This is a genomic window from Microcoleus vaginatus HSN003, assembly GCF_022701255.1.
GTDB lineage: Bacteria > Cyanobacteriota > Cyanobacteriia > Cyanobacteriales > Microcoleaceae > Microcoleus > Microcoleus vaginatus_B.
The window spans coordinates 4,848,679-4,875,012 of sequence record NZ_CP031705.1 but is presented as its reverse complement, the minus strand read 5'-3'; the positions used below and the strand labels follow the sequence as shown (position 1 = coordinate 4,875,012).

At 44.2% G+C, this 26,334-nt stretch carries 11 protein-coding genes; all 11 read left to right on the top strand.

Annotation, left to right across the window (positions count from 1 at the left end; genetic code table 11):
- The first annotated feature begins 94 nt into the window (after window positions 1-94).
- Window positions 95-1,258: a GuaB3 family IMP dehydrogenase-related protein gene (locus tag D0A37_RS21135; protein ID WP_242717267.1), complete on the top strand. Its 1,164-nt coding sequence runs from the start codon at window positions 95-97 to the stop codon at window positions 1,256-1,258.
- Window positions 1,259-1,766: 508 nt separating this feature from the next.
- Window positions 1,767-2,090, top strand: coding sequence for a thioredoxin (gene trxA, locus D0A37_RS21130; RefSeq protein ID WP_006631199.1), 324 nt, complete (start codon window positions 1,767-1,769; stop codon window positions 2,088-2,090).
- A 189-nt stretch (window positions 2,091-2,279) separates the two neighbouring features.
- Window positions 2,280-3,347 carry an LOG family protein gene (locus D0A37_RS21125; protein ID WP_242717266.1) on the top strand — a complete coding sequence of 356 codons (1,068 nt, stop codon included), beginning with the start codon at window positions 2,280-2,282 and terminating at the stop codon, window positions 3,345-3,347.
- A gap of 266 nt (window positions 3,348-3,613) precedes the next feature.
- The gene (locus D0A37_RS21120; protein ID WP_242717265.1) at window positions 3,614-4,216 is read left to right on the top strand and encodes a hypothetical protein; all 603 of its coding nucleotides are present in this window, start codon (window positions 3,614-3,616) and stop codon (window positions 4,214-4,216) included.
- A gap of 103 nt (window positions 4,217-4,319) precedes the next feature.
- Window positions 4,320-5,525, top strand: a complete 1,206-nt coding sequence (locus D0A37_RS21115; protein ID WP_242717264.1) for an urease accessory protein UreH domain-containing protein — start codon at window positions 4,320-4,322, stop codon at window positions 5,523-5,525.
- Window positions 5,500-5,973, top strand: a complete 474-nt coding sequence (locus D0A37_RS21110) for a hypothetical protein (RefSeq protein WP_242717263.1) — start codon at window positions 5,500-5,502, stop codon at window positions 5,971-5,973. The genes D0A37_RS21115 and D0A37_RS21110 overlap by 26 nt, the downstream gene beginning before the upstream one ends.
- Window positions 5,974-6,246: 273 nt before the next feature.
- The gene (locus tag D0A37_RS21105; RefSeq protein ID WP_242717262.1) at window positions 6,247-7,689 is read left to right on the top strand and encodes a cytochrome ubiquinol oxidase subunit I; all 1,443 of its coding nucleotides are present in this window, start codon (window positions 6,247-6,249) and stop codon (window positions 7,687-7,689) included.
- A gap of 8 nt (window positions 7,690-7,697) precedes the next feature.
- Window positions 7,698-8,711, top strand: coding sequence for a cytochrome d ubiquinol oxidase subunit II (gene cydB / locus D0A37_RS21100; RefSeq protein ID WP_242717261.1), 1,014 nt, complete (start codon window positions 7,698-7,700; stop codon window positions 8,709-8,711).
- 500 nt (window positions 8,712-9,211) lie between these two features.
- Window positions 9,212-15,070 carry a trifunctional serine/threonine-protein kinase/ATP-binding protein/sensor histidine kinase gene (locus D0A37_RS21095; protein WP_242717259.1) on the top strand — a complete coding sequence of 1,953 codons (5,859 nt, stop codon included), beginning with the start codon at window positions 9,212-9,214 and terminating at the stop codon, window positions 15,068-15,070.
- 299 nt (window positions 15,071-15,369) lie between these two features.
- Window positions 15,370-20,751: a trifunctional serine/threonine-protein kinase/ATP-binding protein/sensor histidine kinase gene (locus D0A37_RS21090; RefSeq protein ID WP_242717257.1), complete on the top strand. Its 5,382-nt coding sequence runs from the start codon at window positions 15,370-15,372 to the stop codon at window positions 20,749-20,751.
- Window positions 20,752-20,841: 90 nt separating this feature from the next.
- Window positions 20,842-26,292, top strand: coding sequence for a trifunctional serine/threonine-protein kinase/ATP-binding protein/sensor histidine kinase (locus D0A37_RS21085; protein ID WP_242717255.1), 5,451 nt, complete (start codon window positions 20,842-20,844; stop codon window positions 26,290-26,292).
- The last annotated feature ends 42 nt before the right edge of the window (window positions 26,293-26,334 follow it).

The following is a 26,334-nucleotide window of genomic DNA, read 5'->3' as shown; positions in this document are numbered from 1 at the left end:
CGAGCTTTTTTTAAAGACAGCCGTGCGATCGCTACCTGCTGACAGGCTACGATTTTGTTACTCTAATTTAAATACATTGTGGAAGTGAAACAGCGTGAATATTGAAATTGGGCGGGGCAAAAGTGCTCGCCGAGCTTACGGCATAGATGAAATCGCGCTTGTACCAGGACAGCGCACGCTCGATCCGAGTTTGGCAGATACTCGCTGGCAGATTGGCGGGATCGATCGAGAAATCCCGATCATCGCCAGCGCAATGGATGGAGTAGTCGATGTCCGCATGGCCATTTTGCTGTCGGAATTGGGAGCACTGGGCGTGCTCAACCTAGAAGGAATTCAAACCCGCTATGCCGACCCCCAGCCAATATTAGAGCGCATCGCGAGTGTGGGGAACCACGAATTTGTTTCCCTGATGCAGGAACTTTATGCCGAACCCATCAAGCCAGAATTAATCGAGCTCAGAATTAAAGAAATTAAAGCAGGAGGAGGGATTGCCGCCGTCAGCGGTACACCGGCCGGTGCGAGCAAATACGGACGGGCGGTTGCTGAATCTGGAGCCGATATATTTTTTGTGCAAGCAACTGTAGTCTCGACAGCTTTCCTTTCCCCTGAATCGATCTCATCTTTAGATTTGACTCAATTCTGTCAAGAAATGCCGATCCCAGTAATTTTGGGTAACTGCGTGACCTACGAAGTCGCCCTGAATTTAATGAAAACTGGCGCTGCGGGCATTCTCGTGGGCATTGGGCCGGGTGCTGCTTGCACGTCTCGGGGCGTATTGGGTGTCGGCATTCCCCAAGCCACAGCGGTAGCAGACTGCGCGGCCGCGCGGGACGACTACTATCGCGAAACTGGCAGATATGTGTCGGTGATTGCTGACGGCGGTTTAATTACTGGCGGCGATATCTGCAAGTGCATTGCCTGCGGCGCCGATGGAGTGATGATTGGTTCGCCCTTTGCCAGGGCCGCCGAAGCTCCCGGCAGGGGCTTTCACTGGGGGATGGCAACTCCCAGCCCGGTTTTGCCGCGAGGCACTCGCATTCGCGTGGGGACTACGGGTACTCTGGAGCAAATTTTGCGGGGGCCTGCGGTGCTCGATGACGGTACGCACAACTTGCTCGGAGCTCTGAAAACTAGCATGGGTACCTTGGGCGCGAAGGATATTAAGGAGATGCAGCAAGTGGAGGTGGTAATTGCTCCTTCTCTGCTGACCGAGGGTAAAGTCTATCAAAAAGCTCAGCAGTTGGGCATGGGTAAGTAGATTTACCGATTAAATACCAGCATACCTTGACAAAATTTGTTTAAGAGTCTCGAAATTTACAGAATATTGTGGAATTATCGAGAAGTAGGTGTCACAATAGAAGAAGCGGAGACGCATGTTTCCGTTCACTCCTCACACCACACTCCGCCCGGACTACTGTTCGGGCGGTTCCTTTTGTGGCGGACATTTTGGCTCTTGCTTACTAGATACAGGACTGAGGCTTTTAGCTCCGGAGAGGCCCAGAGGCGGAGAGTGGGAGAGTGTGGGAATGAGAGAATTTTTCTTATACATAAGTGTATTCTGCCTTCGGAAACATAAGTGCCTTCGGAAACATCAGTGCCCTGTGCCTTCAGAAACCTTGTGCCTTCTTGCTTATACCGTCTTCCTTCTTGCTTGTACCGTCTTCCTTCTTCCTTCAGAAGCCTTCTGTTAAAATCGTTGACGCAAGTGGTTACGTTTTTTGCTAGACTTGTTATCCGAGAAATAGTATTTACAAGGATGGCTAGGGATGTCAGCAGCCGCGCAAGTAACCGACTCTACCTTTAAGCAGGAAGTGCTCGATAGCGAAGTTCCAGTTCTAGTGGATTTTTGGGCTCCCTGGTGCGGGCCCTGTCGGATGGTGGCGCCCGTCGTAGACGAAATTGCCCAGCAATATGAAGGGCAGGTCAAGGTAGTAAAAGTTAATACCGACGAGAATCCTAACGTGGCCAGCCAATACGGTATCCGCAGCATTCCGACGCTGATGATATTTAAGGGCGGTCAACGTGTGGATATGGTGGTTGGGGCAGTTCCGAAAACTACTCTGGCCAACACTCTGGAAAAGTACATTTAACCGAAATGCGAGCGGTTTCGCGTTGCTATTTTTTGGCCGCGAAAGCTAACTCGCTTCACAACCGGGGCAAAGCTACGGGAAAAGTTATTAGTGACCAGCAAGGCAATTTGCTGGTGGCTATTGGCTTATAACTTTGGCTTGCCCCTTAATTTTGAGCAGCGACCATTTGTTATAGTTTCGGAAAAATTCATGATTCGTTCTGGGTCTGGTCAAGGTTTTGAGTCCCTCCAAGCTGAAGTGATGGATTTGCTCGATCGCTTGCCAATGTTGAAGCACTCTGAGTGGATCGAACGATCGCTCTCTACTATAGTGCAAATGACTGGAGAGGATCTCGATCGCCTAGACTGGAAAATTATCTCGTCGTCTCTGCGAGATATGGAAAAGGCTTTTGAGATGTTTTATCCTTACCGCCACGTTCGCAAAATTGTGATTTTTGGTTCGGCAAGGGTGTCACCACAATCGGCAGAATATTTGATGGCCAGAGACTTTGCGCGGGCGATCGCCCAGCAGGGGTTTATGGTGATTACTGGCGGCGGTGGCGGAATTATGCAGGCGGGGAACGAGGGGGCGACTGCTGAACGTTCTTTTGGGCTCAACATTCAGTTACCTTTCGAGCAAAGTTCTAATCCTTTCATTGCGGGCGATCCCAAATTGCTCAATTTTAAATATTTTTTCACTCGTAAGTTATTTTTTCTCCGCGAGAGCGATGCTTTAGCTCTGTTTCCGGGCGGTTTTGGCACTCTGGACGAGGCTTTTGAGTGTCTGACTTTGACTCAAACTGGCAAGTTCGGGCCGGCTCCTTTGGTATTGATCGATCGACCGGGAGGAGATTATTGGCACGATTGGAATTATTTTGTGCAAAAACAATTGCGGGGCCGGGGTTTGATTTCAGCCGACGATCGCAGCCTGTATACGATTACTGACGATATAAATGTCGCTTGCGAGGCGATCGGTAGTTTTTATCTGGTTTATCACTCCTGCCGCTACGTGCGCGAAAAATTGGTAATTCGCTTGAAAACACAGCTTTCTGAGGAGAATGTCGATCGGCTAAATACTGATTTTAGCGATATTGTTGTCACCGGAAAAATTGAAAAAAGTCAAGCTTTGGAACCGGAAATAGGAGATGAAACTTTCGATCTGCCGCGCCTGACTTTGCATTTCAACCAGCGGGATTTAGGGCGACTTTATCAGCTAATTGCTGCTATTAATCAAATGGGTGCAGCTTCGCCTGCGGCGGCGCATCCAGAACAAAAGTAGTTATTAGTCATTAGTGATTAGTCATTAGTGATTAGTCATTAGACTTGTAGGGTGCGTCAGCATTTCGTTAGAGAGCGATTATTAAGGGTTTAGACCTCAGACGCACCATACTATATAGCAATCCTAAATCATTTGTGAATTTCTTACTCCCTCCCCTTGGTAAGGGGAGGGCTGGGGTGGGGTAAAAAATTTACGACTCCTGCAAGGATTACTATATGTGTCAGTTGCGTAAGTCCTAAGAAAGTAAAAAATTTAGGGTAAAATGTATGGCTTACAGCGATTTTAGTTTGGCAAGCGTCAAAAAAGCTTTTAATTTAACGATTTCGCCGAGGCAAGATTTGTTTTCGGCCGTACCTGCTTTAGAATGCAGCAATCCTTTAACAGAAACTTTAGCTTATAATGTTCCTTTTGCTCTGGCGAGTAATACGGAAAAATCACGCTCAGAAATGATTATTACGCCGATTTTACTGGAACTTACCAAACAGTTTCCCGATCGCATTAGTTTGTTTTCGGGAGTCGATTTTACGGTTGACAGCGACTTGGGATTAAACGGCAGTTGCGATTTTCTGATCAGTCGATCGGTAGAATTCCTGATTGTGAGCGCGCCAGCGATTTTAATCGTTGAGGCTAAAAAGGAAAATATTAATGCTGGGTTGGGTGAGTGCGTAGCGGAAATGTATGCAGCTCAACTGTTTAACGAACGGGAAGGAAATCAGGTATCGAGGATTTATGGGGTTGTGACAACGGGAGAAATTTGGAAGTTTTTAATGCTGGAAGGGCAAGCAGTTCAAATAGATTTATTAGAGTATTTTTTGAATCAGGTTGATAAAATTTTGGGAATTTTAGCGATTGGCATTCAAAATGGGTAATTGGGCGAAGCGGAGGCATGGGGCATGGGGTAATAGGTAATAGGTAAGCAGTAAAAACAAATCTAAAATCTAAAATCTAAAATCTAAAATCGTATGACTCAAAATGTTAGACTTGCTGCTAATTAGCACTTTGGGATTTCTCGGCAGTTTCGGTCACTGCGCCGGGATGTGCGGCCCACTGACAATGGCGTTTTCTCTTTCTAATTCCCGCAACGATAAATTAGCTGCTTTCCGCTTTCATTTGCTACTAAATTTGGGGAGAATTGCTGGTTACGCTTTGGTTGGTGCTGCAATTGGCGGACTGGGTTCGGTGTTAATTGCTGGCGGACTTTTGGCCGGTACGGGTAGCGAATTGCGGCGGGCGATCGCACTTCTGACGGGCACGATGCTGATTTGGTTCGGAGTAGTGCAAATTCAACCGAACTTGCTGCCGGGATTGCCACTGCTGCACCCAATGTCGCACGATCGAGTCGGGCAAGCAATGAGCAAGCTTTCGGCACAAAAAAAATGGTGGGTGCCGGTGGCTTTGGGTTTGCTTTGGGGTTTGATTCCCTGCGGTTTCCTATACGCGGCGCAGATTAAGGCGGCGGAAACCGGAAACCCGGTTTTGGGTGCGGCGACGATGCTGGCTTTTGGACTCGGCACGCTGCCAACTATGCTGGGAGTGGGTTTTTTTGCTGGCAGATTGAGCGCGGATAAGCGCAGTCAACTGTTTCGTGGGGGTGGTTGGGTGACGGTGGCGATCGGGATTCTTACCTTGCTGCGAACCGATGAAATGGTCGATTTCACAGGCCACGCAGCGCTGCTGTGCTTGATGCTAGCACTGTTGGCGCGTCCGGTGAGCAAGTTTTTGCCACAACTGCTGCGCTACCGCCGCGCTTTGGGTGTGGGCGCGTTTGTCTTAGCAGTCGCCCACACGTTTCATATGCTGGATCATACGCTGAAATGGAATTTTGACGCGCTATCTTTTATGTTGCCGCAGCATCAGTTGGGAATGATGGCTGGGATGCTGTCGCTGCTGTTGATGTTGCCGGCGGCGGTTACAAGTTGCGATCGCATTCAAAATTATTTAGGCCCACTGTGGCGGATGCTTCACCTATTAAGCGTTCCAGCTTTTTTGCTGTGCGCTGTACACGCGGCACTCATCGGTTCCCACTATCTCGGCGGTTTTGAATGGAAGTTGCACAATCAACTGCTGACAGCGGTGTTAGCGCTGGTTGTGGTTTTAGTTATGTTAGTGCGAACGCGCTTATTTTGGTCAGTTTTATCACTAGAAAATTTTTATGTTTCACCTGTCAAACAAAAGTAAGACTTTAGGATTGTTAGTATTTTTGGGATTGCTAGTAGAAGCAGCAATATTTCCCATACCACAGTTAAATTCGATTTCAGTTTTGGCACACGAAGTCGAAGTCTCCGGAGATGTCGCCGCTACCTTTCACCTAGAACCAAACCACAACCCCCGCGCCGGACAGCCTGCGAAAGTGTGGTTTGCGCTGACTCGCAGGGGCGGTCAAATTATCCCGCTAGAGCAGTGTAATTGCAAATTGGCTGTTTATCCTAAAAATCGTAAAGAGGGGGATAAGCCGCTGATGCAGCCGCCTTTAACCGCCATATCTGCCGAGAAATATCAAGGGATTCCGGGAGCTGATATCGTGTTTCCTAAGGCTGGGATTTACAAACTTGAATTGAGCGGAACAGCCAAAAATAAAGCTAATTTTAAACCCTTTAAACTGACTTATACAGTCACGGTTCGCTAAGATAATCTTTCCCTCACCAAACATAAATCTTGTAGGGGCGGGTTCACCGACAATAAATACCTAAAACCCACAATCTCATAAACCCGCCCCCACCCAACGGCAAATCATAATCTACCTATTTTAACATACAAGAAATACAACCGAAATCTGTATAAAACCTTAAAAAATGCCAACTCTAGAAAATGTCACAAATTTTTACACTACATTATAACCAGTGTCCATTATGGAAGTTGTGCAAGCTAACCTCTTTTGAACTGACCAAAGAATATAACGATGGATATCTTATCTAACACCGTGGCGCTATCGCGGATGCAATTTGCGCTAACCGCCATATTCCATATGCTGTGGCCTGTTCTAACTACTGGAATGGGGATTTATCTAGTAATTGTTGAAGGAATGTGGCTAAAAACTCGCAATTCCGAGTACTACCATCACGCTCGTTTTTGGTCTAAACTCTACCTCCTCAACTTCGGTATTGGAGTAGCTTCAGGAATTCCGATGGAATTTCAATTTGGCACGAATTGGGCACCATTTTCTGAAGCTGTTGGTGACTTTTTTGGCAGCATTTTGGGATTTGAAGCTTCAATGGCATTTATGCTAGAAGCCGGGTTTTTAGGCATTATGCTATTTGGTTGGGAGCGCGTTCACCCGATCGTCCATTATTTCGCTACAATCATGGTAGCCTTCGGCGCTAACCTATCCACAGTGTGGATTTTAGTCGCTAACTCTTGGCTGCAAACTCCTGCGGGCGGACAAATGGTCAATGGCAAGTTTATTGTCAGCGATTATTTTCAAGCAATTATGAACCCGTTCGCATTAAACAGCATTCTTCATATGTTTTTTGCGACGTTAGAAACTTCGCTGTTTGTCATTGGCGGAATTAGCGCTTGGTATATTCTTAATAAGCGCAACCAAGCGTTTTTTTCCAAGTCTTTAAAAATTGCCATAGCGACAGCAATCGCCGTTGCACCTTTGCAGATATACATCGGACATTTGAGCGCCGAACAAGTTTATCACTATCAACCCGCTAAATTAGCAGCAATCGAAGCTAAGTGGGAAACCTCACCAGCGGGAGAGTCAGCAGATTGGACTTTGCTAGCTTTGCCTAATGAAAAAGCCCAAAAAAATGACTGGGAAATTAGCGTACCCAATGGCTTAGGATACGTTCTGGGATTCAAACAAAAACTCTCCGAACCCGTACTAGGTTTAAAGGAATGGAAGCCAGAAAATAGACCCCGGATGGTGGGTTTAATTTACTATTGTTTCCGCATCATGTCCGGCATTGGATTCTTCTTTGTAGGACTGATGCTGTTCAGTATAATTCAGTGGCTGCGAGGCAAACTTTCTGCTGAAAATATTAGCAGTCAACCTTGGCTGATGCGCGCTTGGGTATTAGCTGCTCCCCTAGGATATATTGCTGTAGAATCGGGTTGGATTGTCCGCTGTGTCGGCAGACAACCGTGGGCTTTATACGGGCAAATTCGCACTGCTGACGCGGTGTCAAACATCCCCGCCAGCAATGTTTTAACTTCTCTCAGTTTCTTTGCCATTGTTTACAGCTTTTTGTTTGTTTGTGCCTTGTATTTTGGCAGCCGAATTATCCGCCAAGGCCCTAATTTAAGTCGGCCTGTGCCAGGTTTAGACAATCAACCCGCAATCGAAAGTCAACCTGCAGGAGACATTCCCGATAAACGTCCCGTAGAAGCACAACAATAGGAGATTGTATGCAAGCTGTGGAGCATTTTCTCCCGCAAGTTTGGTTTGTCATTTTGGCTTTGTTTCTCTTGCTCTACGTCATGCTAGACGGTTTTGACTTAGGAGTAGGAATCTTGTCTCTGACTTCTGACGACGAGGAACGCAGGGACATTTTAATGACGAGTTTGGGCAACGTTTGGGACGCGAACGAAACGTGGCTGGTGTTGATGGCAGGCGCTTTATTTGGTGCATTTCCACTTGCTTACGGCACGATTTTAACGGCATTGTACATACCGATTTGCCTGATGCTTTTTGGCTTGATATTTCGGGCTGTAGCCTTTGAGTTTCGCGAGCATTCTAATCGCAAATTACTCTGGAATTATGCCTTTGGTGCTGGCAGTTTTTTAGCAGCTTTAGCTCAAGGATTTGCCCTCGGTGCGGTGCTCGAAGGCATTGCGGTTGATGAAGCTGGTCACTTTGTGGGTACTACTTGGGATTGGCTGGATTGGCGATCGATCTTGGTTGCTTTGACGCTGATTCAAGGCTATGTTTTGATTGGTTCAACCTATCTAATTATGAAAACGGAGGGCGAACTGCAAACAAATCACTATCGCACGGCTAAAATTGCGGCGGTGACGACTTTAATCGGAGCAGTTTTAATTACGATCGCCACTCCGATTTTTTACGAAAGTGCTAGATCCAGGTTGTTCGAGAAACCCCTAGTTTATGTCTTTGCCGCGATTCCTTTGCTGGGGGTGCTGTTGGTGGGACTGCTGCTGAAAAGTCTCGCCAACAAAGAAGAACGCACGCCGTTTGTCTGGACAATTCTGATTTTTTTGCTCAGTTTTATCGGCTTGGGGTTGATTGTTTTTCCCTACATTATTCCCTCCCACATCACGATTTATCAAGCCGCAGCTTCGCCCAGCGCCCTGATATTTATGATTGTGTTCATGGGCGTTCTGCTCCCGATTATGATTTTTTACAACATTTACAATTATGTTGTGTTTCGGGGTAAGGTTGTCGGAGGTCACTACGGGGAATAAAGAATAATAAAACCGTAGATTGAACTCAATATACGCAGATAAGCTCAACTCTATATTCGAGTTTATCTGCGTATATTTGCGGTTAAAAATTACAAATTATTGTTTTCTGATACATCACAACATTAGGCAACCATACTATAAGCGCAAATAGTGCGGAGTAGGGAAAGGAACTCGTTTAGGATTAGCGATCGCACGTCATGCCGCCTGAAAGTTGAAATTTGAGATTTGACATTGCTTCCCTCCTGAGCCTGCGAAGGAATGAGCTCGGGGGGTTGCGATCAGTATGGGGAGCTTTTTTCAAAGGTAAATAGATGAATCCGGATGCTTGTGACCAAATTGGTTTTGGTCAAATAATAGTTGATAAACATTGGGAAAAATTACAGTTAATTCTCTCCCTAGCGAGGGTGCAGAGTTTGCGATCGCTATTTTTGTCACATAATAAAATACAATGGAATAGAAGGTTTTAATTTAACTGTTTTATAATAAAGGGTCAATAAGTTATGGATACGATCGCCGATTTGTCCGGTTATGAGATTACAGAGCAACTTTATGTAGGTACACGTACCCTAGTCTATCGAGGCATCCGTACCCATGACCAATACCCAGTCGTCATCAAACTGCTGCGAAACGAATACCCCCCCTTCAACGAGCTCGTCCAGTTTCGCAACCAATATACCATTGCCAAAAATCTAGATTTCCCTCACATTGTCAAACCGCTGACGCTGGAAGTATACCAGAATAGCTATGCCCTAGTAATGGAGGACTTTGGCGGAGTCTCCCTACCTAATTATCTCCAAACAGCAACAAATCAAACCCAATCATTTCAAGCTTTACCTTTAGCAGAATTTCTCCAAATCGCCATACAACTAACAGAAATTATCCACTATCTCTACCAAAACCGAGTTATTCACAAAGATATTAAACCCGCTAATATTCTCATTAATCCCGACACCCAACAAATTCAACTAATTGACTTTAGTATTGCATCGCTCCTACCACGAGAAACCCAAGAAATCCAGAATCCCAATATTTTAGAAGGAACCTTAGCCTATCTCTCCCCCGAACAAACAGGACGGATGAATCGAGGCATTGACTATCGTACTGACTTTTATTCCCTGGGTGTGACTTTTTATGAGTTGTTGACAGGAAAGTTGCCATTTATCTCTGATGACCCGATGAAATTGGTGCATTGTCACCTCGCTAAACACTCGATACCGATCCATCAAATTAATCCTGAAATCCCCTTGACTTTATCGCAAGTTGTCAGTAAGCTGATGGCAAAAAATGCCGAAAAACGCTATCAAAGTGCATTAGGGCTCCAGCACGATTTAGAGATTTGTTTAGTTCAGCTACAAAAAACAGGCCAGATAGAATCTTTTGAACTGGGAAAGCGAGATATTAGCGATCGCTTTACTATCCCCGAAAAGCTCTACGGTAGAGAAAAAGAAGTTGATAAACTATTAGCGGCCTTTGAGCGAGTCAGCACAGGTAGCACCGAAATGATGCTAGTAGCTGGTTTTTCGGGAATTGGGAAAACCGCCGTTGTCAATGAAGTTCATAAACCCATTGTCCGTCAGCGCGGTTATTTTATCAAAGGCAAATACGATCAATTTCAACGCAACATTCCCTTCAGTGCCTTTGTGCAAGCCTTCCGCGACTTAATGGGTCAATTGCTATCAGAATCGGATACCCAACTGCAAACATGGAAAACCCAGATTTTAGCAGCCGTGGGAGACAACGGACAAGTCTTGATTGACGTGATTCCTGAGTTAGAACGCATAATTGGCGCTCAACCTCCTGCAACAGAATTGTCAGGAAGTGCCGCCCAAAATCGCTTTAATCGGCTAATGCAGAAATTTGTGCAAGTTTTCACCGGCAAAGAACATCCTTTAGTGATGTTTTTGGATGACTTGCAATGGGCGGATTCAGCCTCCCTAAATTTGCTACACTTATTGATGAAGGATACAGGATATTTATTAGTATTGGGGGCCTATCGAGATAATGAAGTTTCGCCCGTGCATCCATTTATCTTAACAGTAGATGAGATAGTTAAAACTGGGGCAATAGTGAAGACGATTACTTTGCAACCATTAAGCGAACCAGATATGAATTGGTTGGTGGCGGATACGCTGAATAGCGAATCATCACTTGCCCAACCTTTGACAACATTAGTCTATCAAAAAACTCAGGGAAATCCTTTCTTTGCCACTCAGTTTCTCAAGGCATTACATGACGAGCAGTTAATTAGCTTTAACTGGGATATTCGGCATTGGCAGTGTGATATTGCCCAAGTCAAAGCCTTAGCAATCACTGATGATGTCGTTGAATTCATGGCTTGGCAATTGCAGAAGTTGCTGCCAGAAACTCAGGATGTTCTCAAATTAGCTGCGTGTATAGGATCGCACTTTGATTTGAATACCTTAGTAATTGTCAGTGAGAAATCTGCTGGAAGGACGGCTACGGCTTTATGGAAAGCATTGCAGGAAGGTTTGGTGATTCCCACGACCAAAATCTATAAGTTCTTTACGGAATCGGATAGTGATGAAGTTTTCAAGTCTTCAGCTAATCCAACTTATCGATTTTTACACGATCGCGTCCAGCAAGCCGCATATTCACTCATTCCCGATTCACAGAAAAAAGCAACTCATCTCAAAATCGGACAGTTACTCCAGCAAAATTGCGCCGAGATAGAGCAAGAGGAAAAACTATTTGATATTGTCGGGCATTTGAATCGAGGAATTGAGTTAATCGCCCAACCTAGCGAACGAGAAGCCTTAGCTAAACTGAACTTGGCAGCCGGTTGTAAAGCCAGAAATTCTACCGCCTACACAGCAGCCAGAGTTTTTCTACAAGTGGGGGTTGAGCTACTGACAGCCAACTGCTGGCAAAACCAGTATGAATTGACCCTAAAACTCTATGTTGCTGCTGCTGAAGTCGCCTATTTAAATGCTGACTTTGATGGCATGGAACAGATGGCAGCACAAGTGTTAGAGAATGCACAGACAATCTTAGACAAAATCAAAATTTACGAAATTCAAATCGTCGCACAGACAGCACAAAGCAAGACGTTAGAAGCGATTGCAGTAGCAAGAGATGCACTCTGGCAATTGGGGGTTGAACTCCCCACCGAAGCTGACGAAGCCTTGATTGGTAAAGCGCTACAGAGTTTGGCGGGCCAACTCAGCGGCAGAAAAATTGAGGAACTAATCGATTTGCCTGTGATGAGTGATCCTCAGACTCAGGCAGCTATGCCCATATTGGCAATGTTATTTGCACCCATTCTCCAAGGAATTCCAGGCTTAGTGCCCCTGCTGAGCTCCACGATGGTAAGTTTATCGCTCTCCTTTGGGAATGCACCCGCATCAACAGTGGGCTATGCGATTCACGGACTTGTATTAAGTGCCTTTTTGGGAGAGGCAAAAACGGGCTATAGCTTTGGTAAATTGGCCCTCTCATTGCTCGATCGCGTCAATGCACGAGAATTTAAGTGCATTACTCATAATATGTTTGGGGCATTTATTCAGCATCATCAAAATGCTATGAGGGCAGGGATACCAACGCTGAAAGAGGGCTTTATAGCTGGCATGGAAACTGGCGATTTTCTTAACGCTGGCTACAACATAGCTACTTACAGCTATATCAACTTTTTCGGTGGGGTAGAACTGGATACTTGGGAACCGGAACTTGTAGTCTACAGTGCTACCTTGGCTCAGGTGAAGCAATATTCTGCTCGAACTTATTTGCATATGGAGTGGCAGATGTTGCACAACTTGAGGGAAGTAGTGAATCAACCGGATTGCTTAATCGGCGAAGCCTATGATGAAACGGTGATGATTCCTAAGCACTATCAGGATCAGGAATTCAGTGCGATCGCCCTTGTCTACGTCTACAAACTACTGCTTGCTTATTCCTTTGGTAATTATCCGGCTGCTCTAAACTACATTACCGGAGCCAAAGAGTGTGTGATGGCAGTATCGGGATTAATTATTGTTCCCATTTTCCATTTTTATGCAGCCTTGACACACCTGGCGCTCTTCCCCACACATCCTGAAATTGAGCAAGCTGACATTCTCGCCTCTGTGGAAATCCATCAAACGACTCTGCACCAGTGGGCGCAAAATGCTCCCATGAATCATCTGCATAAATGGTATTTGGTTGAAGCAGAACGGCAGCGGGTTTTGGGCAATAAAGCAGATGCACTTGAAATGTACGATCGCGCCATCCGACTAGCTCAAGAAAATCAATTCATCAACGAAGAAGCCCTCGCCAACGAACTAGCAGCTCAATTCTACTTGGAATGGGGCAAAGAAAAAGTTGCTCAAGCCTACATGATTGAAGCGTATTATTGTTATGCCCGATGGGGAGCTAAAGCCAAAATAGACGATTTGGAAAAACATTATCCTCGCCTACTCGGTATTATCCTTCAGCAACCTCAATCCTTTACTTCCTTTAAGGAAACGATCGCCCGGGGAACGATTAGTTATACCCACTCTTCTAGCAGCAACTCGGAATTTCTAGATTTGCCTACTCTGATCCAAGCCTCTCAAGCCATTTCTGGGGAGATTGAACTAGATAAACTCCTGACTACTCTCTTAAAAATAGCGAGCGCGAATGCTGGCGCCACTAAGTGTGTCTTATTGCTCAAACAAAAACAGTATTTACAGGTAGCGGCTCTTGTAGCAGAGGGACAGGAACCTGAGCTATTACCATCAATACCTTTAGAATCCAGTCAGGATGTAGCAATTAGTTTGGTTAACACTGTCAAGCGTAGTTTAAAACCTTTGGTAATAGTTGATGCTAGGGTAAGTTCCCAGTTTGCGAGCGATCGCTATATTGAACAGCACCAGCCGATCAGTGTTCTTTGTATTCCAATTCTTAATCAAGGGCGGTTGATAGGAGTTTTATACCTGGAAAATAACCTGACCGTAGGGGCGTTTACGAGCGATAGGGTTGAAGTGCTGAACCTTATTTGCGCTCAAGCTGCCATCTCTTTAGAAAACACCCGACTTTATTCCCAAGAGCAGGAAAAATCCCAGTCATTACAAGCATCACTAGAACAATTAAAACAGGTCGAAGAATCTCTAGCCAAAGAACGAGAATTCTTGAAGGCCATCATTCACAATATTACAGATGGGATTGTTGTTTGTAATCCTAGTGGCCAATTGACCCTATTCAACAAGGCAACTCGTGAGTTTCATGGCTTACCCGTAGAATCATTACCACCCGAACAATGGGCAGAACACTTCGCTCTCTATCAAGCTGATGGTCAAACACCCCTATCAACAACGGAAATTCCACTGTTTCGCGCCTTGCAAGGAGAAATAGTCGAAAATGTAGAAATGGTAATTGCGCCGAAGCATGGTTCTATCAGAACTTTGTTAGCCAGCGGACAAGCAATCTTCGATCCTTGGGGAAAAAAAGTCGGTGCGGTAGTTGTGATGCGAGATATTAGCCATCTCAAACGCATCGAAGCCGAACGTCAACAAAAGTCTGAAGCCCTAGAAAAGACTCTACGAGAACTCCAACAAGCTCAAATCCAACTTATCCAAGGTGAAAAAATGTCAGCCTTGGGCAATTTAGTAGCTGGTGTCGCTCACGAAATCAACAACCCTGTCGGATTCCTTGCTGGCAACATTACCCCAGCCTTAGATTACATCAAAGATTTGTTTGGCTTGCTCGATTTGTATCAAGAAAAATATCCCCAACTCGATCCAGAGATTCAAGAGGAAATCGAGAACATTGATCTTGACTACATCCGGGAAGATTTACCGAAATTAGTAGGTTCGATGCGGGAAGGCGTGAAGCGGATTCGGGATATTAGTACCAGTCTACGAACCTTCTCCCGTGCCGATACTAACTATCCCATCGCTTGCAATATCCACGATGGCATCGATAGCACCATTATGATCCTGAAACATCGCCTCAAGGCTAACGACAGTCGTCCAGAAATCAAAGTGATTAGGGAATATGGAAATTTGCCACAAGTGGAGTGTTATGCCGGACAGTTGAATCAAGTATTTATGAATTTGTTAGGTAATGCCATTGATGCTTTGGATGAATCAAATCAAGGACTAGCTTATGCAGAAATTGCCAATCAAATTACCATTAAAACTGACATTTCTGGCGACAAAAAACAAGCGATAATTTGCATCAAAGATAACGGTATGGGCATGAGTGAAGCAGTGCGAGAGAATATTTTTGATGAGTTATTTACTACCAAGGAAGTAGGGAAAGGGACGGGGTTGGGATTGGCGATCGCACGGCAGATTGTAGTTGAGAAACATGGCGGTACAATAGAGGTAAATTCTGTATTGGGAGAAGGGACAGAGTTTACAATTTTATTGCCGATGAAAGGATAAGACTAGGGAGCATCTCATCTTTGTAAAAACACTTCTTCAGGCTCCTTCCTTCTTCTTCTTTCCTCCTGTCTCCTGCCTCAAAACTCCAATTTTGGGCTTGGCTGCTTTCATTGAGATGCTCTTTAATACTATCTTGATAGAACGTCATCTTTCTCTTCAAAAGTGAAAAAGAATAAAAGCGGTAGAGTCTGTAGGCTGGGGATTTCGCAGTTTTATTTTGCTCAGACTAGATCAATACAAGTGTATACTTACTTACAAGAGTCAATGTCTGAGATCGAGTAATCCAGAGGAGTACGGCAGTGGATTTGACGCACCGAATTTCGGGATATCATCTGGTTGAGCCACTATACTGCGGTTCGAGAACCCTAGTTTATCGAGCTATCCGAGAAACAGATCAGCTTCCGGTTATCATTAAACTCTTAAATCGAGACTATCCCAGCTTCAGCGAACTGCTGCAATTCCGCAACCAGTATACCATCGCCAAAAATCTACGTCTGCCGGGAGTTGTTGAACCCTACAATTTGGACTCCTATCGCCACAGCTATGCCCTAGTAATGGAGGATTTTGGTGGTATTTCTCTACGAGACTACGCCCAAGAGGCCTCGCTGACTCTAGCAGAAATATTGGAAATTGCTATTCAAATAACTGACATCCTCCATGGACTCTATCGGCATCGAGTCATCCACAAAGATATTAAGCCAGCTAACGTCTTGATTCATCCCAAAACCAAACAACTCAAACTGATTGACTTTAGCATCGCCTCCCTACTGCCGAGAGAAACTCAAGAAATTCAACATCCCAACGTTTTAGAAGGAACCCTCGCCTATATTTCTCCCGAACAAACTGGACGAATGAACCGAGGCATCGACTACCGCACCGACTTTTATTCTCTGGGAGCCACCTTTTACGAATTGCTGACAGGAAAACTGCCATTTAAATGTGACGATCCGATGGAGTTGGTTCACTGCCATATTGCCAAACAACCTCCTTCCATAAACAGCCAAGAAATCCCGAAGGTGATTTCGGATATTGTCATGAAGCTGATGGCAAAAAATGCCGAAAAACGCTATCAAAGTGCCTTGGGATTGAAACATGACTTAGAAAAGTGTTTGCAGCAGTCCCAAGAAACTGGAAAGATTGAAACTTTTGACTTAGGAACGCGGGATATATGCGATCGCTTCCTGATTCCTGAAAAGCTTTATGGTCGAGAAACCGAAGTACAAACCCTGTTGAATGCCTTCGAGCGCGTGGCAAATGGCACCTCAGAATTAATGCTGGTCGCGGGGTTCTCCGGAATTGGAAAAACGGCTGTAGTCAACGAGGTGCATAAACCGATTGTCCGGCAGCGCGGCTATTTTATCAAAGGCAAATTCGATCAGTTTAGCCGCAACATTCCCTTCTCGGCATTTGTCCAGGCATTCCGCGATTTTATGGCACAATTGCTGAGTGAAAGTGATGCCGAACTCAAAGAATGGAAAACTAAAATTCTCCAAGCTCTTGGTGACAACGGACAAGTCATTATTGAAGTAATTCCCGAACTAGAACGGATTATTGGAACACAACCCCCAGCCCCGGACTTATCGGGGGTTGCTGCTCAAAATCTATTTAATTTGCTCTTCCACAAATTCATTGCTGTCTTCACCACAAAAGAGCATCCCTTGGTGATATTTTTGGATGACTTACAATGGGCGGATTCGGCATCGCTGAAATTAATGCAAATGCTCGTCAATGAGTCGCAATTGGGTTATCTGTTGCTGCTGGGAGCCTATCGGGATAATGAAGTATCACCAACCCATCTCCTGATGTTGACCTTAGATGAAGTTAGTAAATCAGGAACAATACTCAACACCCTTACATTAGCACCACTCGACAAAATTAGTTTGAATCAATTGGTAGCGGATACGCTAGTTTGTTCTCCTAAGTTGGCACAACCGCTGACAGAACTGGTCTATCAAACAACTCAAGGCAACCCATTTTTTGCAACGCAGTTTCTCAAAGCGTTGCATCAGGATGAATTGATGACTTTTGATATCCACTTAGGACATTGGCAGTGCGATATTAGTCAAGTTCGAGAGGCAGCACTGACTGATAATGTAGTGGAATTTATGGCGCAGCAGTTGCAGAAATTGCCCAGAGAAACTCAGGATGTTTTAAAATTAGCCGCTTGCATTGGCAACCAGTTTGACTTAGCAACATTAGCAATTGTTTCAGAGAGTTCTGAGACGGAAAACGCAACCGCATTGTGGAAAGCTTTACAAGAAGGTTTGGTTTTGCCCCAAAGTGAAGTTTATAAGTTTTATGTAGGAATAGAACAGACTATTTCTGAAGCGATTTCTCAAACGGTTGCTTATCGCTTCTTGCACGATCGCGTCCAGCAAGCTGCTTATTCTTTAATTCCTACGGAACGCAAAGAAGCAACCCACCTCAAGATCGGACAACTTTTGTTGAAAAACTCTTCGACGGGAGAAAGAAAAAACCCGATATTTGAAATTGTAAATCAACTGAATATGGGTGTCGGGTTAATCAATCAGCAATCTGAGCGATATGAACTCGCCCAATTGAATTTACTGGCAGGACAGAAAGCGAAAGCATCTACTGCCCATGTAGCTGCATTGAACTATCTAAAGACAGGTATTAAACTGTTGGCAACTGATAGCTGGCATAGTCAGTACAATCTAACGCTGGCGATATATGAAGAAGCAGTAGAGGCAGCCTATCTTAGCAGTAATTTTGCACAGATGGATCGGTGGATTGAAGTAGTTTTACAGCAATCTCCAGCCCTATTAGAAACGATCGAAATCTACAATATCAAAATGCAGGCTTGTCTGGCTCAGAATCTGTTGCTAGAAGCCATACAAACCGGACGGCAAGTTTTGCAATTGTTGGGGTTAGAGTTTCCTGAAGATCCGCAACTATCTGATGTCCAAATCAAACTAGAAGCAACCCTGTCTGCTTTGGCCGGTAGGTCTCCCATAGACTTGATTGCATTGCCAGAAATGACCGATCCATTCAAACAGGCAACCATGCAGATTCTTAGCAGTTTGGCTCCCTGTGCCTACCAAGCTGCACCGTTGTTGCTGCCGTTAGTCGTGTCACAACAGGTAAACTTATCAATTCAATATGGCAATACCGCGCTCTCAGCTCCGAGTTACGCCTACTTTGGTCTAATTCTTTGTGGCGTTGTGGGAGACATTGAGACAGGCTATCAATTCGGTCAACTAGCTTTAAGCTTGCTCGATCGGCTTAACGCTAAAGATATTAAAGCCAGAACGATTTTTGTAGCAAATGCGAATGTCCGGCATTGGCGAGAACCCGTGCAAAAAACCTTGGAACCATTGCAATCAGCTTATGCAATTGGGCTGGAAACAGGAGACTTAGAATTTGCCGCACTGTCTACCTACATTTATGCTTACCATGCGTACTTGGGTGGCAATGAATTGTCAGTCCTGGAACGGGAAATTACCAGTTACAAAGCAGCCTTAGCTCAGATTAAGCAGAAAAATGCCTTAAATTTTAATCAGATTATACATCAAGCGATCTTGAATTTGATCGAGTGTGCCGAACAGCAATCCAGATTAATTGGGAATGTCTATGACGAGCAAACCATGCTGCCACTACACCAGCAAGGCAATGATGCAAGTGCTATTTTCTACGTTTACTTTAATAAACTAATTCTTTGCTACTTGTTCGATCAGTTTTTTGAAGCCGTTGAGAATGCGGCAACAGCAGAAGTATACTTAAGAGGCGTGACAGCTAATTTTGTAGTGGGGGTATTTTATTTTTACGATTCCCTTACTCAACTAGCGGTATTAGCAGACGCATCGGAATTTGAAAGCAGGAGCATTCTTGAAAAAATTCGAGCCAACGTAGAGAAGATGCAGAAATGGGCACATTATGCGCCTGTAAATTACCAACATAAGCTCGATCTGATTTACGGAGAACAACATCGCGTTTTAGGCAATAAAGCTGAAGCAATTGACTGTTATGACCTGGCTATTGCGGGAGCCAAAGAAAATCGATATCTCCAAGAAGAAGCGATCGCCAACGAATTAGCTGCCAAGTTCTACCTAGACTGGGGCAAAGAAAAAGTTGCCGCCAGCTATATGCAGGAAGCATATTACTGTTATGCCCGTTGGGGAGCTAAAGCCAAAGTTGAACACCTAGAACAACGCTATCCTCAATTACTTGGGCCCATCCTGAATCAGCCAAAACTCCGCTTTAATCCTCTAGAGACGCTGGTAACGATTAGCCAGTCTCCCCACACTTCCACCAGCAGCAGCACGAGTATTTCCCATGCCCTTGATTTCGCATCTATTGTGCAAGCTGCTCAAGCTTTATCCAGTAAAATTCAGCTTGATGAATTACTCGACACCCTCAATCAAATTATTTTGAAAACTTCTGGGGCAGAAACTTGTGCTTTGCTACTCCCCCATCAGGATAAATGGCAAATCCGAGCAATAACTCACCTCAATCCAGATAATGAGTTACCCACAACCTTACTGCAAACCCAACCTATAGATGGCTCGGCGGTGATTCCGCTCAAGCTGGTTTATTATGTCAAACACACCCTGGAAACTGTGGTTATTGAAGGTGGCAAAACCGATATTCCGGGTTTAATGAATGACTGTACGCTCGAGTATCACTCTCAGAGTATGCTATGTACTCCGATTCTCGATCGCGGGAACTTAGTTGCGATACTTTATCTCGAACATAGCTCGACAAAAGGAGTGTTTACTCGCGATCGTCTCCTCATCCTCAACTTCCTCTGCACTCAGGCTGCCATTTCCCTAGAAAATGCGCGATTGTATCAGCAAGCCCAGGACTACGCTCACCAGGTGGAACAATCTCAACTGCAATTAGTGCAGAGCGAAAAAATGTCGGCGTTGGGCAATTTAGTGGCCGGGGTTGCCCATGAAATTAATAATCCAGTGGGATTTATTTCTGGTAATATTCATGAAGCGATCGCCGCCGTCAAAGATATTACAGAATACTTGCAACTCTATCAAGAAAAATTTCCCAGTCCGGGTGAGGAGATTGAAGAAAAAGCAGAAGAGACCGAGATCGAATATCTCTTAGAAGATTTACCCAAAATGTTGAATTCGATGCAAATCGGGTGCGATCGCATTCAAGGTATCAGCACCAGTCTTCGTACCTTCTCCCGAGCCGACAAAGATTACAAAGTGCCTTTCAATATTCATGACGGAATTAACAGTACAATTTTGATTCTCAAACACAGATTGAAAGCCAACGAACAGCGTCCAGCGATTGAAGTTGTGAAAGAGTACGGCAACTTGCCATCAGTTGATTGCTTCCCCGGACAATTAAATCAGGTGTTTATGAATATATTGGCGAATGCGATTGATGCACTGGAAGAATCAAATCGGGAACGGAGTTTAGAGAAGATTAAAGCCGCAGCCAATTGCATCACGATTCGCACCGAAAGACAGTCTAAGGAGTGGGTGAGGATTCGCATTTGTGACAACGGGCCAGGGATATCAGATGAGATAAAAAATCATATTTTTGACCAGTTATTTACAACTAAAGGTGTGGGTAAAGGCACGGGATTGGGTTTGGCGATCGCACGGCAGATTATAGTTGAGAAACACGGCGGTACAATCGAGGTAAATTCGGTATTAGGAGAAGGGACGGAGTTTACGATATCATTGCCTACAAACGGATGAAGTTAATTATGCGATCGCCGCCTTTAACCCTTACACATAGAGGCGCACATTAATTTTTAGCAGTCAATATTTGAGATTAGGATAACCAACATGAATGCAGGTATAGATTTAACCAGTCCCATTGCCGGATACCGTCTAATCGAGCAACTGTACAGTGGTTCTAAAACCATGGTTTATCGAGCCATTCGAGAAATCGATCGGCTTCCAGTTGTCATTAAACTATTAAATCGAGACTATCCCAGTTTCAGCGAACTGCTGCAATTCCGCAACCAGTATACCATCGCCAAAAATCTACGTCTGCCGGGAGTCGTTGAACCTTACAGTCTGGAATCCTACCGCAACAGCTATGCCCTAGTGATGGAGGATTTTGGGGGCATTTCTCTACGGCAATACGCCCAAGATCGATGCCAAAGACCCCTCGGTGAAGCAGCTACGCGGACTTTAGCGGAAATATTGGAAATTGCCATTCAAATAACTGACATTCTTGACGGACTGTACCGAAACCGAGTCATCCACAAAGATATTAAGCCAGCTAACATCCTAATACATCCGGAAACTAAACAAGTCAAACTGATTGACTTTAGCATCGCCTCCCTACTTCCGAGAGAAACTCAAGAAATTCAAAATCCCAACGTCTTAGAGGGAACCCTCGCCTATATTTCTCCCGAACAAACCGGAAGAATGAACCGAGGCATCGACTACCGCACTGACTTTTATTCTCTGGGAGCAACTTTTTACGAACTGCTGACAGGAAAACCGCCATTTGAATGTGACGACCCGATGGAGTTGATTCACTGCCATATTGCTCAACAACCTTCTACAATAAACAGCAAAGAAATCCCGCAGGTGGTTTCGGATATGGTAATGAAACTGATGGCAAAAAATGCCGAAAAGCGCTATCAAAGTGCTTGGGGATTGAAGCATGACTTAGAACGGTGTTTGCAGCAGTGCCAAGAAACTGGAAAGATTGAAACTTTTGAGTTAGGAATGCGGGATGTATGCGATCGCTTCCTGATTCCCGACAAACTATATGGACGAGAAACCGAAGTAGAAACGCTCATACAAGCCTTTGAAAGAGTCAGCGAAGGTGCAACAGAAATCATGCTAGTTGCGGGTTTTTCAGGAATTGGAAAAACCGCACTGGTCAACGAAGTTCATAAACCCATTGTGCGGCAAAGGGGTTATTTTATTAAAGGGAAATATGACCAATTTCAGCGCAACATTCCCTTTAGCGCCTTTGTGCAAGCGTTCCGCGATTTAATGGGGCAGTTGCTATCCGAATCAGATTGGCAATTAGAAACATGGAAAAGCCAGATATTAACCGCATTAGGAGACAACGGACAAGTCTTAATTGACGTAATTCCTGAGTTACAAAATATTATCGGTAAACAGCCCGCCGCCCTTGAATTATCGGGAACAGCCGCCCAAAATCGCTTTAATCTCCTGTTTCAAAAGTTTGTGCAAGTCTTTACCAGTAAAGAACATCCGTTAGTCATGTTTTTAGATGACTTGCAATGGGCAGATTCTGCATCACTGAACTTGCTTAAATTATTGATGCAAGATGCCGGGTATCTATTAATATTAGGTGCGTATCGAGATAATGAAGTCTCCCCTGTACATCCATTCATTTTAACAGTGGATGAAATTGTCAAAACTGGGGCAACGGTGAATATAATTACTTTGCCGCCGTTAAGGGAGCCTGATATGAATTATTTAGTGGCAGATACACTGAATTGTGAATCATCCCTAGCCCAGCCTTTAACAAAATTGATCTATCAAAAAACTCAAGGTAATCCTTTTTTTGCGACCCAGTTTCTCAAAGCATTACATGATGACAAGTTAATTAGCTTTGATTGCAGAATTCAATATTGGCAATGCGATATTGCCCAAGTGAAGGCCTTAGCAATTACTGATGATGTCGTTGAATTCATGGCATTGCAATTACAGAAATTGCCCAGAGAAACTCAGGATAGTCTCAAACTAGCTGCTTGTATTGGGGCGCAGTTTGATTTGAATACCTTAGTAATTGTCAGTGAGAAATCACCAGACAGTACCGCAACAGCTTTATGGAAAGCCTTGCAGGAAGGTTTGGTAATTCCTACTACCGAAATCTATAAGTTCTTTACCCAATCTGATAGTGAGGAAGTTTTCAATGCTTCGGCTAATCCGACTTATCGATTTTTACACGATCGCGTCCAACAAGCGGCTTATTCATTGATTCCTGACGAGCAAAAACAGCAGACCCATTACCATATTGGGCAACTACTCCAACAAAACTTATCAGAGATAGAAAAAGAGGAAAAGCTGTTTGATATTGTCGGGCATTTGAATTTAGGAATTGAGTTCATGACTCAAGCAGAGGAACGGGAAGCCTTAGCCAGATTGAACTTAGCAGCAGGACAGAAAGCCAGAAATTCTACAGCCTATGCAGGCGCCAGAAGTTTTGTGAAAACAGGGCTGGAGTTACTCACAGAAAACTGTTGGCAAACTCAGTATGAATTAACCCTGAATCTTTATGTGGCTGCGACTGAAACGGCTTACTTAAATGCCGATTTTAATGGCATGGAAGAAATGGCAGACCGGGTTTTGCGATCGGCTAAAACAATCCTAGATAAAGTCAAGATATTTGAGATTCAAATTAACGCACTGACCACTCAGAGTAAGGTATTAGAAGCGATCGCTATCGGCACCAATGCCCTAGCACAATTGGGGATTGAACTCCCCTATGAAACTGACGAAGCCTTGACACGCATTGCATTACAAAACCTTGCCACCCAACTGGAGGACAAACAGATTGAGGAACTGGTTAACCTTCCCGTAATGAGCGACCCAAGGATAATCGCGGCGATGCAATTGTTAGGCATCTTGTTTCCGGCTATTTTTACGGCAAATCCAGCCTTGCAGCCTCTGCTTTGCGCCACAATGGTCAGTCTATCACTCCAATTTGGCAATGCACCCGCATCAACAATCGGGTATGTGGGTTATGGCATTGTGCTGTCTAGTTTTTTCGGAGAAGCAGAAAAAGGTTATCGCTTTGGACGAGTAGCACTGAGCTTACTTGATCGGTTGAATTGGCGGGAATTTAAGTGTCTAACTTTACTTTGGTTTAGCTGTTTTATCCAGCATCGTCAAGAAGCTCTGAGGGCAGCAATCCCAATGGCGAAAGAAGGCTATTTTGTCGGAATTGAAACAGGTGATTTTCTCAATGGTGGCTACAGCATCATTAGTTATTTCTATAATAATTTTTTCTCGGGAGTAGAGATTGATGCTTGGGAAGCAGAAATAGAGAATTACTGTGTTGCCTTAGCGCCTGTGAAGCAATATGGTCCTATTGGTTACCTAAAGATCACACAACAGACGGTGCATAACTTGAGGGAAATTGTCAATCAACCGGATTTGTTAATCGGCCAGGCTTATGATGAAACCGTGATGTTTCCTCAGCACCATCAGAATAGTGATTTTACTGCCATCGCTGTTGCCTCTAACTACAAACTAATCCTTGCCTATCTCTTTGGCAATTACGCCAATGCTCTAGACTACATTGCCCAGGCCAAGCCATATTTGATGGTAGCGGCAGCAATGATTAATACTCCGGTTTTCCATTTCTATGCTGGGTTAACCTATTTTACACTATTTTCTACCCAGTCAGAAATTGAGCAAGCTAACGCTCTTGAGGAAGTGAAAATCCATCAAGATATTTTAGGTCAATGGGCGCGCCAGGCACCGATGAATCACCAACATAAACTTGACTTAGTAGAAGCAGAAAAATGCCGAGTTTTAGGCAAGAATTATGAAGCTGGAGATTGGTACGATCGCGCACTTGCCGGAGCCAAGAAAAACGAATATATCCAAGAAGAAGCTTTAGCTAACGAACTAGCTGCGAAATTCTACTTAGATTGGGGGAAAGAAAAAGTTGCACAATCTTACATGATTGAGGCGTATTACTGTTATTCGCGTTGGGGTGCAAAGGCTAAAGTCGCTTATTTAGAACAACACTATCCACAACTACTGAAAGCTATTCTCCAACCTGCTAACTTGGTACTCACCTCTGGGACAACAATCAACCCTACCTGGATGGGAAGCCTACCTAGCGTCAGTAGTAGCGAGAATTTATGGTTAGATTTTCCAGCAGTAATGATGGCGGCACAAGCCATTTCACAAGAAATTGAATTAGAGAAGCTGTTAGCCACTTTGATGCAGATTACGCTTGCGAATGGGGGAGCACAAATCGGTTGTTTAGTGCTTCGCCAAGACCGACAATGGTTAGTCGTCGCTCAAGCCGCACAAAAGCAGACAAAAATATTAGAAATTCCTCTGGAACAATATCAGGAAATTCCTCAGAGTTTGATTTATGCGGTCGCACGAACTCAAGCGACGGCTGTTTTTGACAACTTAAGTAAAGCCGACAAATTTGCAGGCGATCGCTATATTATGGCTCATCAACCTAAATCAGTTTTATGTACTCCAATTATTCGGCAAGGAAAACTCGTCGGTATTGTGTACTTAGAAAATAACTTAACACTGGGAGCATTTACTAATGAGCGAGTAGAAATTCTCCAGATACTCGCAGCTCAAGCGGCGATCTCTATTGATAATGCTCGTTTATATAAACAAATAGAGAAATATTCCCAAAGCTTAGAAGCAGAAGTAGCACAAAAAACGGAAGATTTAAGCCAAAAAGCTTTTGATTTAGAGCAAGCATTTAAAAACTTACAACAAACCCAATCACAATTAATTCAGAGCGAAAAAATGTCATCTCTCGGTCAACTGGTAGCTGGGATTGCTCACGAAATCAACAATCCAGTAACATTTATTCGTAGTAATGTTGCACATATAGAGGATTATGTCAAAGATTTGCTTATTTTACTTGATATTTATCAACAAGAGTATCCTGAACCGAGTGGAGTAATTCAAGCGAAAATAGAAGAAATGGATTTAGAATTTATCTGGGGAGATTTAATTAAAATTCTGGAATCTATGAAAGCAGGGAGCGATCGCATTAGCCAAATTATCCTGAGTTTGCGTAACTTTTCCCGCTTAGATGAAGCCCAGATGAAAGCAGTAGATTTACATAGCGGAATTGAAAGCACTTTGCTAATTTTACAAACTCGCTTAAGACTGAGCGATGGCAAATCAGAAATACAAGTTATTAAAGAGTATGGAAATCTGCCGAATGTCATTTGTTATGCTAGTGAGATCAATCAAGTATTTCTGAGTATTATCAGTAATGCTATTGATGCTCTTCAATCAATTAATAAAACCGACAAAAATCCTGTAATCACGATTCAGACTGAAGTCATAGAAAAAGACCGGGTTAGAATTAAAATCTCGGATAATGGTGCTGGTATCCCGGCGAATATTCAATCCCGAATATTCGATCCATTTTTTACAACTAAACCAGTTGGTAGTGGTACAGGTTTGGGTTTATCTGTTAGCTATGGTATAGTCAAAAAACATGGCGGTAAATTAACCTGTAATTCTAGAGTTGGAGATGGTACAGAGTTAGCGATCGAGATTCCTATCAGCTATATTAAAGCCTAAAGAAGCTTCTTACTGCTACGCCCGTTGGGAAGTAACACAAAA

Bases quoted from the DNA above. Each gene is read 5' to 3' on its own strand.
- D0A37_RS21085 (WP_242717255.1), top strand. From the start codon at position 20,842: ATGAATGCAGGTATAGATTTAACCAGTCCCATTGCCGGATACCGTCTA.
- D0A37_RS21120 (WP_242717265.1), top strand. From the start codon at position 3,614: ATGGCTTACAGCGATTTTAGTTTGGCAAGCGTCAAAAAAGCTTTTAAT.
- D0A37_RS21105 (WP_242717262.1), top strand. From the start codon at position 6,247: ATGGATATCTTATCTAACACCGTGGCGCTATCGCGGATGCAATTTGCG.
- D0A37_RS21115 (WP_242717264.1), top strand. From the start codon at position 4,320: ATGTTAGACTTGCTGCTAATTAGCACTTTGGGATTTCTCGGCAGTTTC.
- cydB (WP_242717261.1), top strand. From the start codon at position 7,698: ATGCAAGCTGTGGAGCATTTTCTCCCGCAAGTTTGGTTTGTCATTTTG.
- D0A37_RS21125 (WP_242717266.1), top strand. From the start codon at position 2,280: ATGATTCGTTCTGGGTCTGGTCAAGGTTTTGAGTCCCTCCAAGCTGAA.
- D0A37_RS21110 (WP_242717263.1), top strand. From the start codon at position 5,500: ATGTTTCACCTGTCAAACAAAAGTAAGACTTTAGGATTGTTAGTATTT.
- trxA (WP_006631199.1), top strand. From the start codon at position 1,767: ATGTCAGCAGCCGCGCAAGTAACCGACTCTACCTTTAAGCAGGAAGTG.
- D0A37_RS21095 (WP_242717259.1), top strand. From the start codon at position 9,212: ATGGATACGATCGCCGATTTGTCCGGTTATGAGATTACAGAGCAACTT.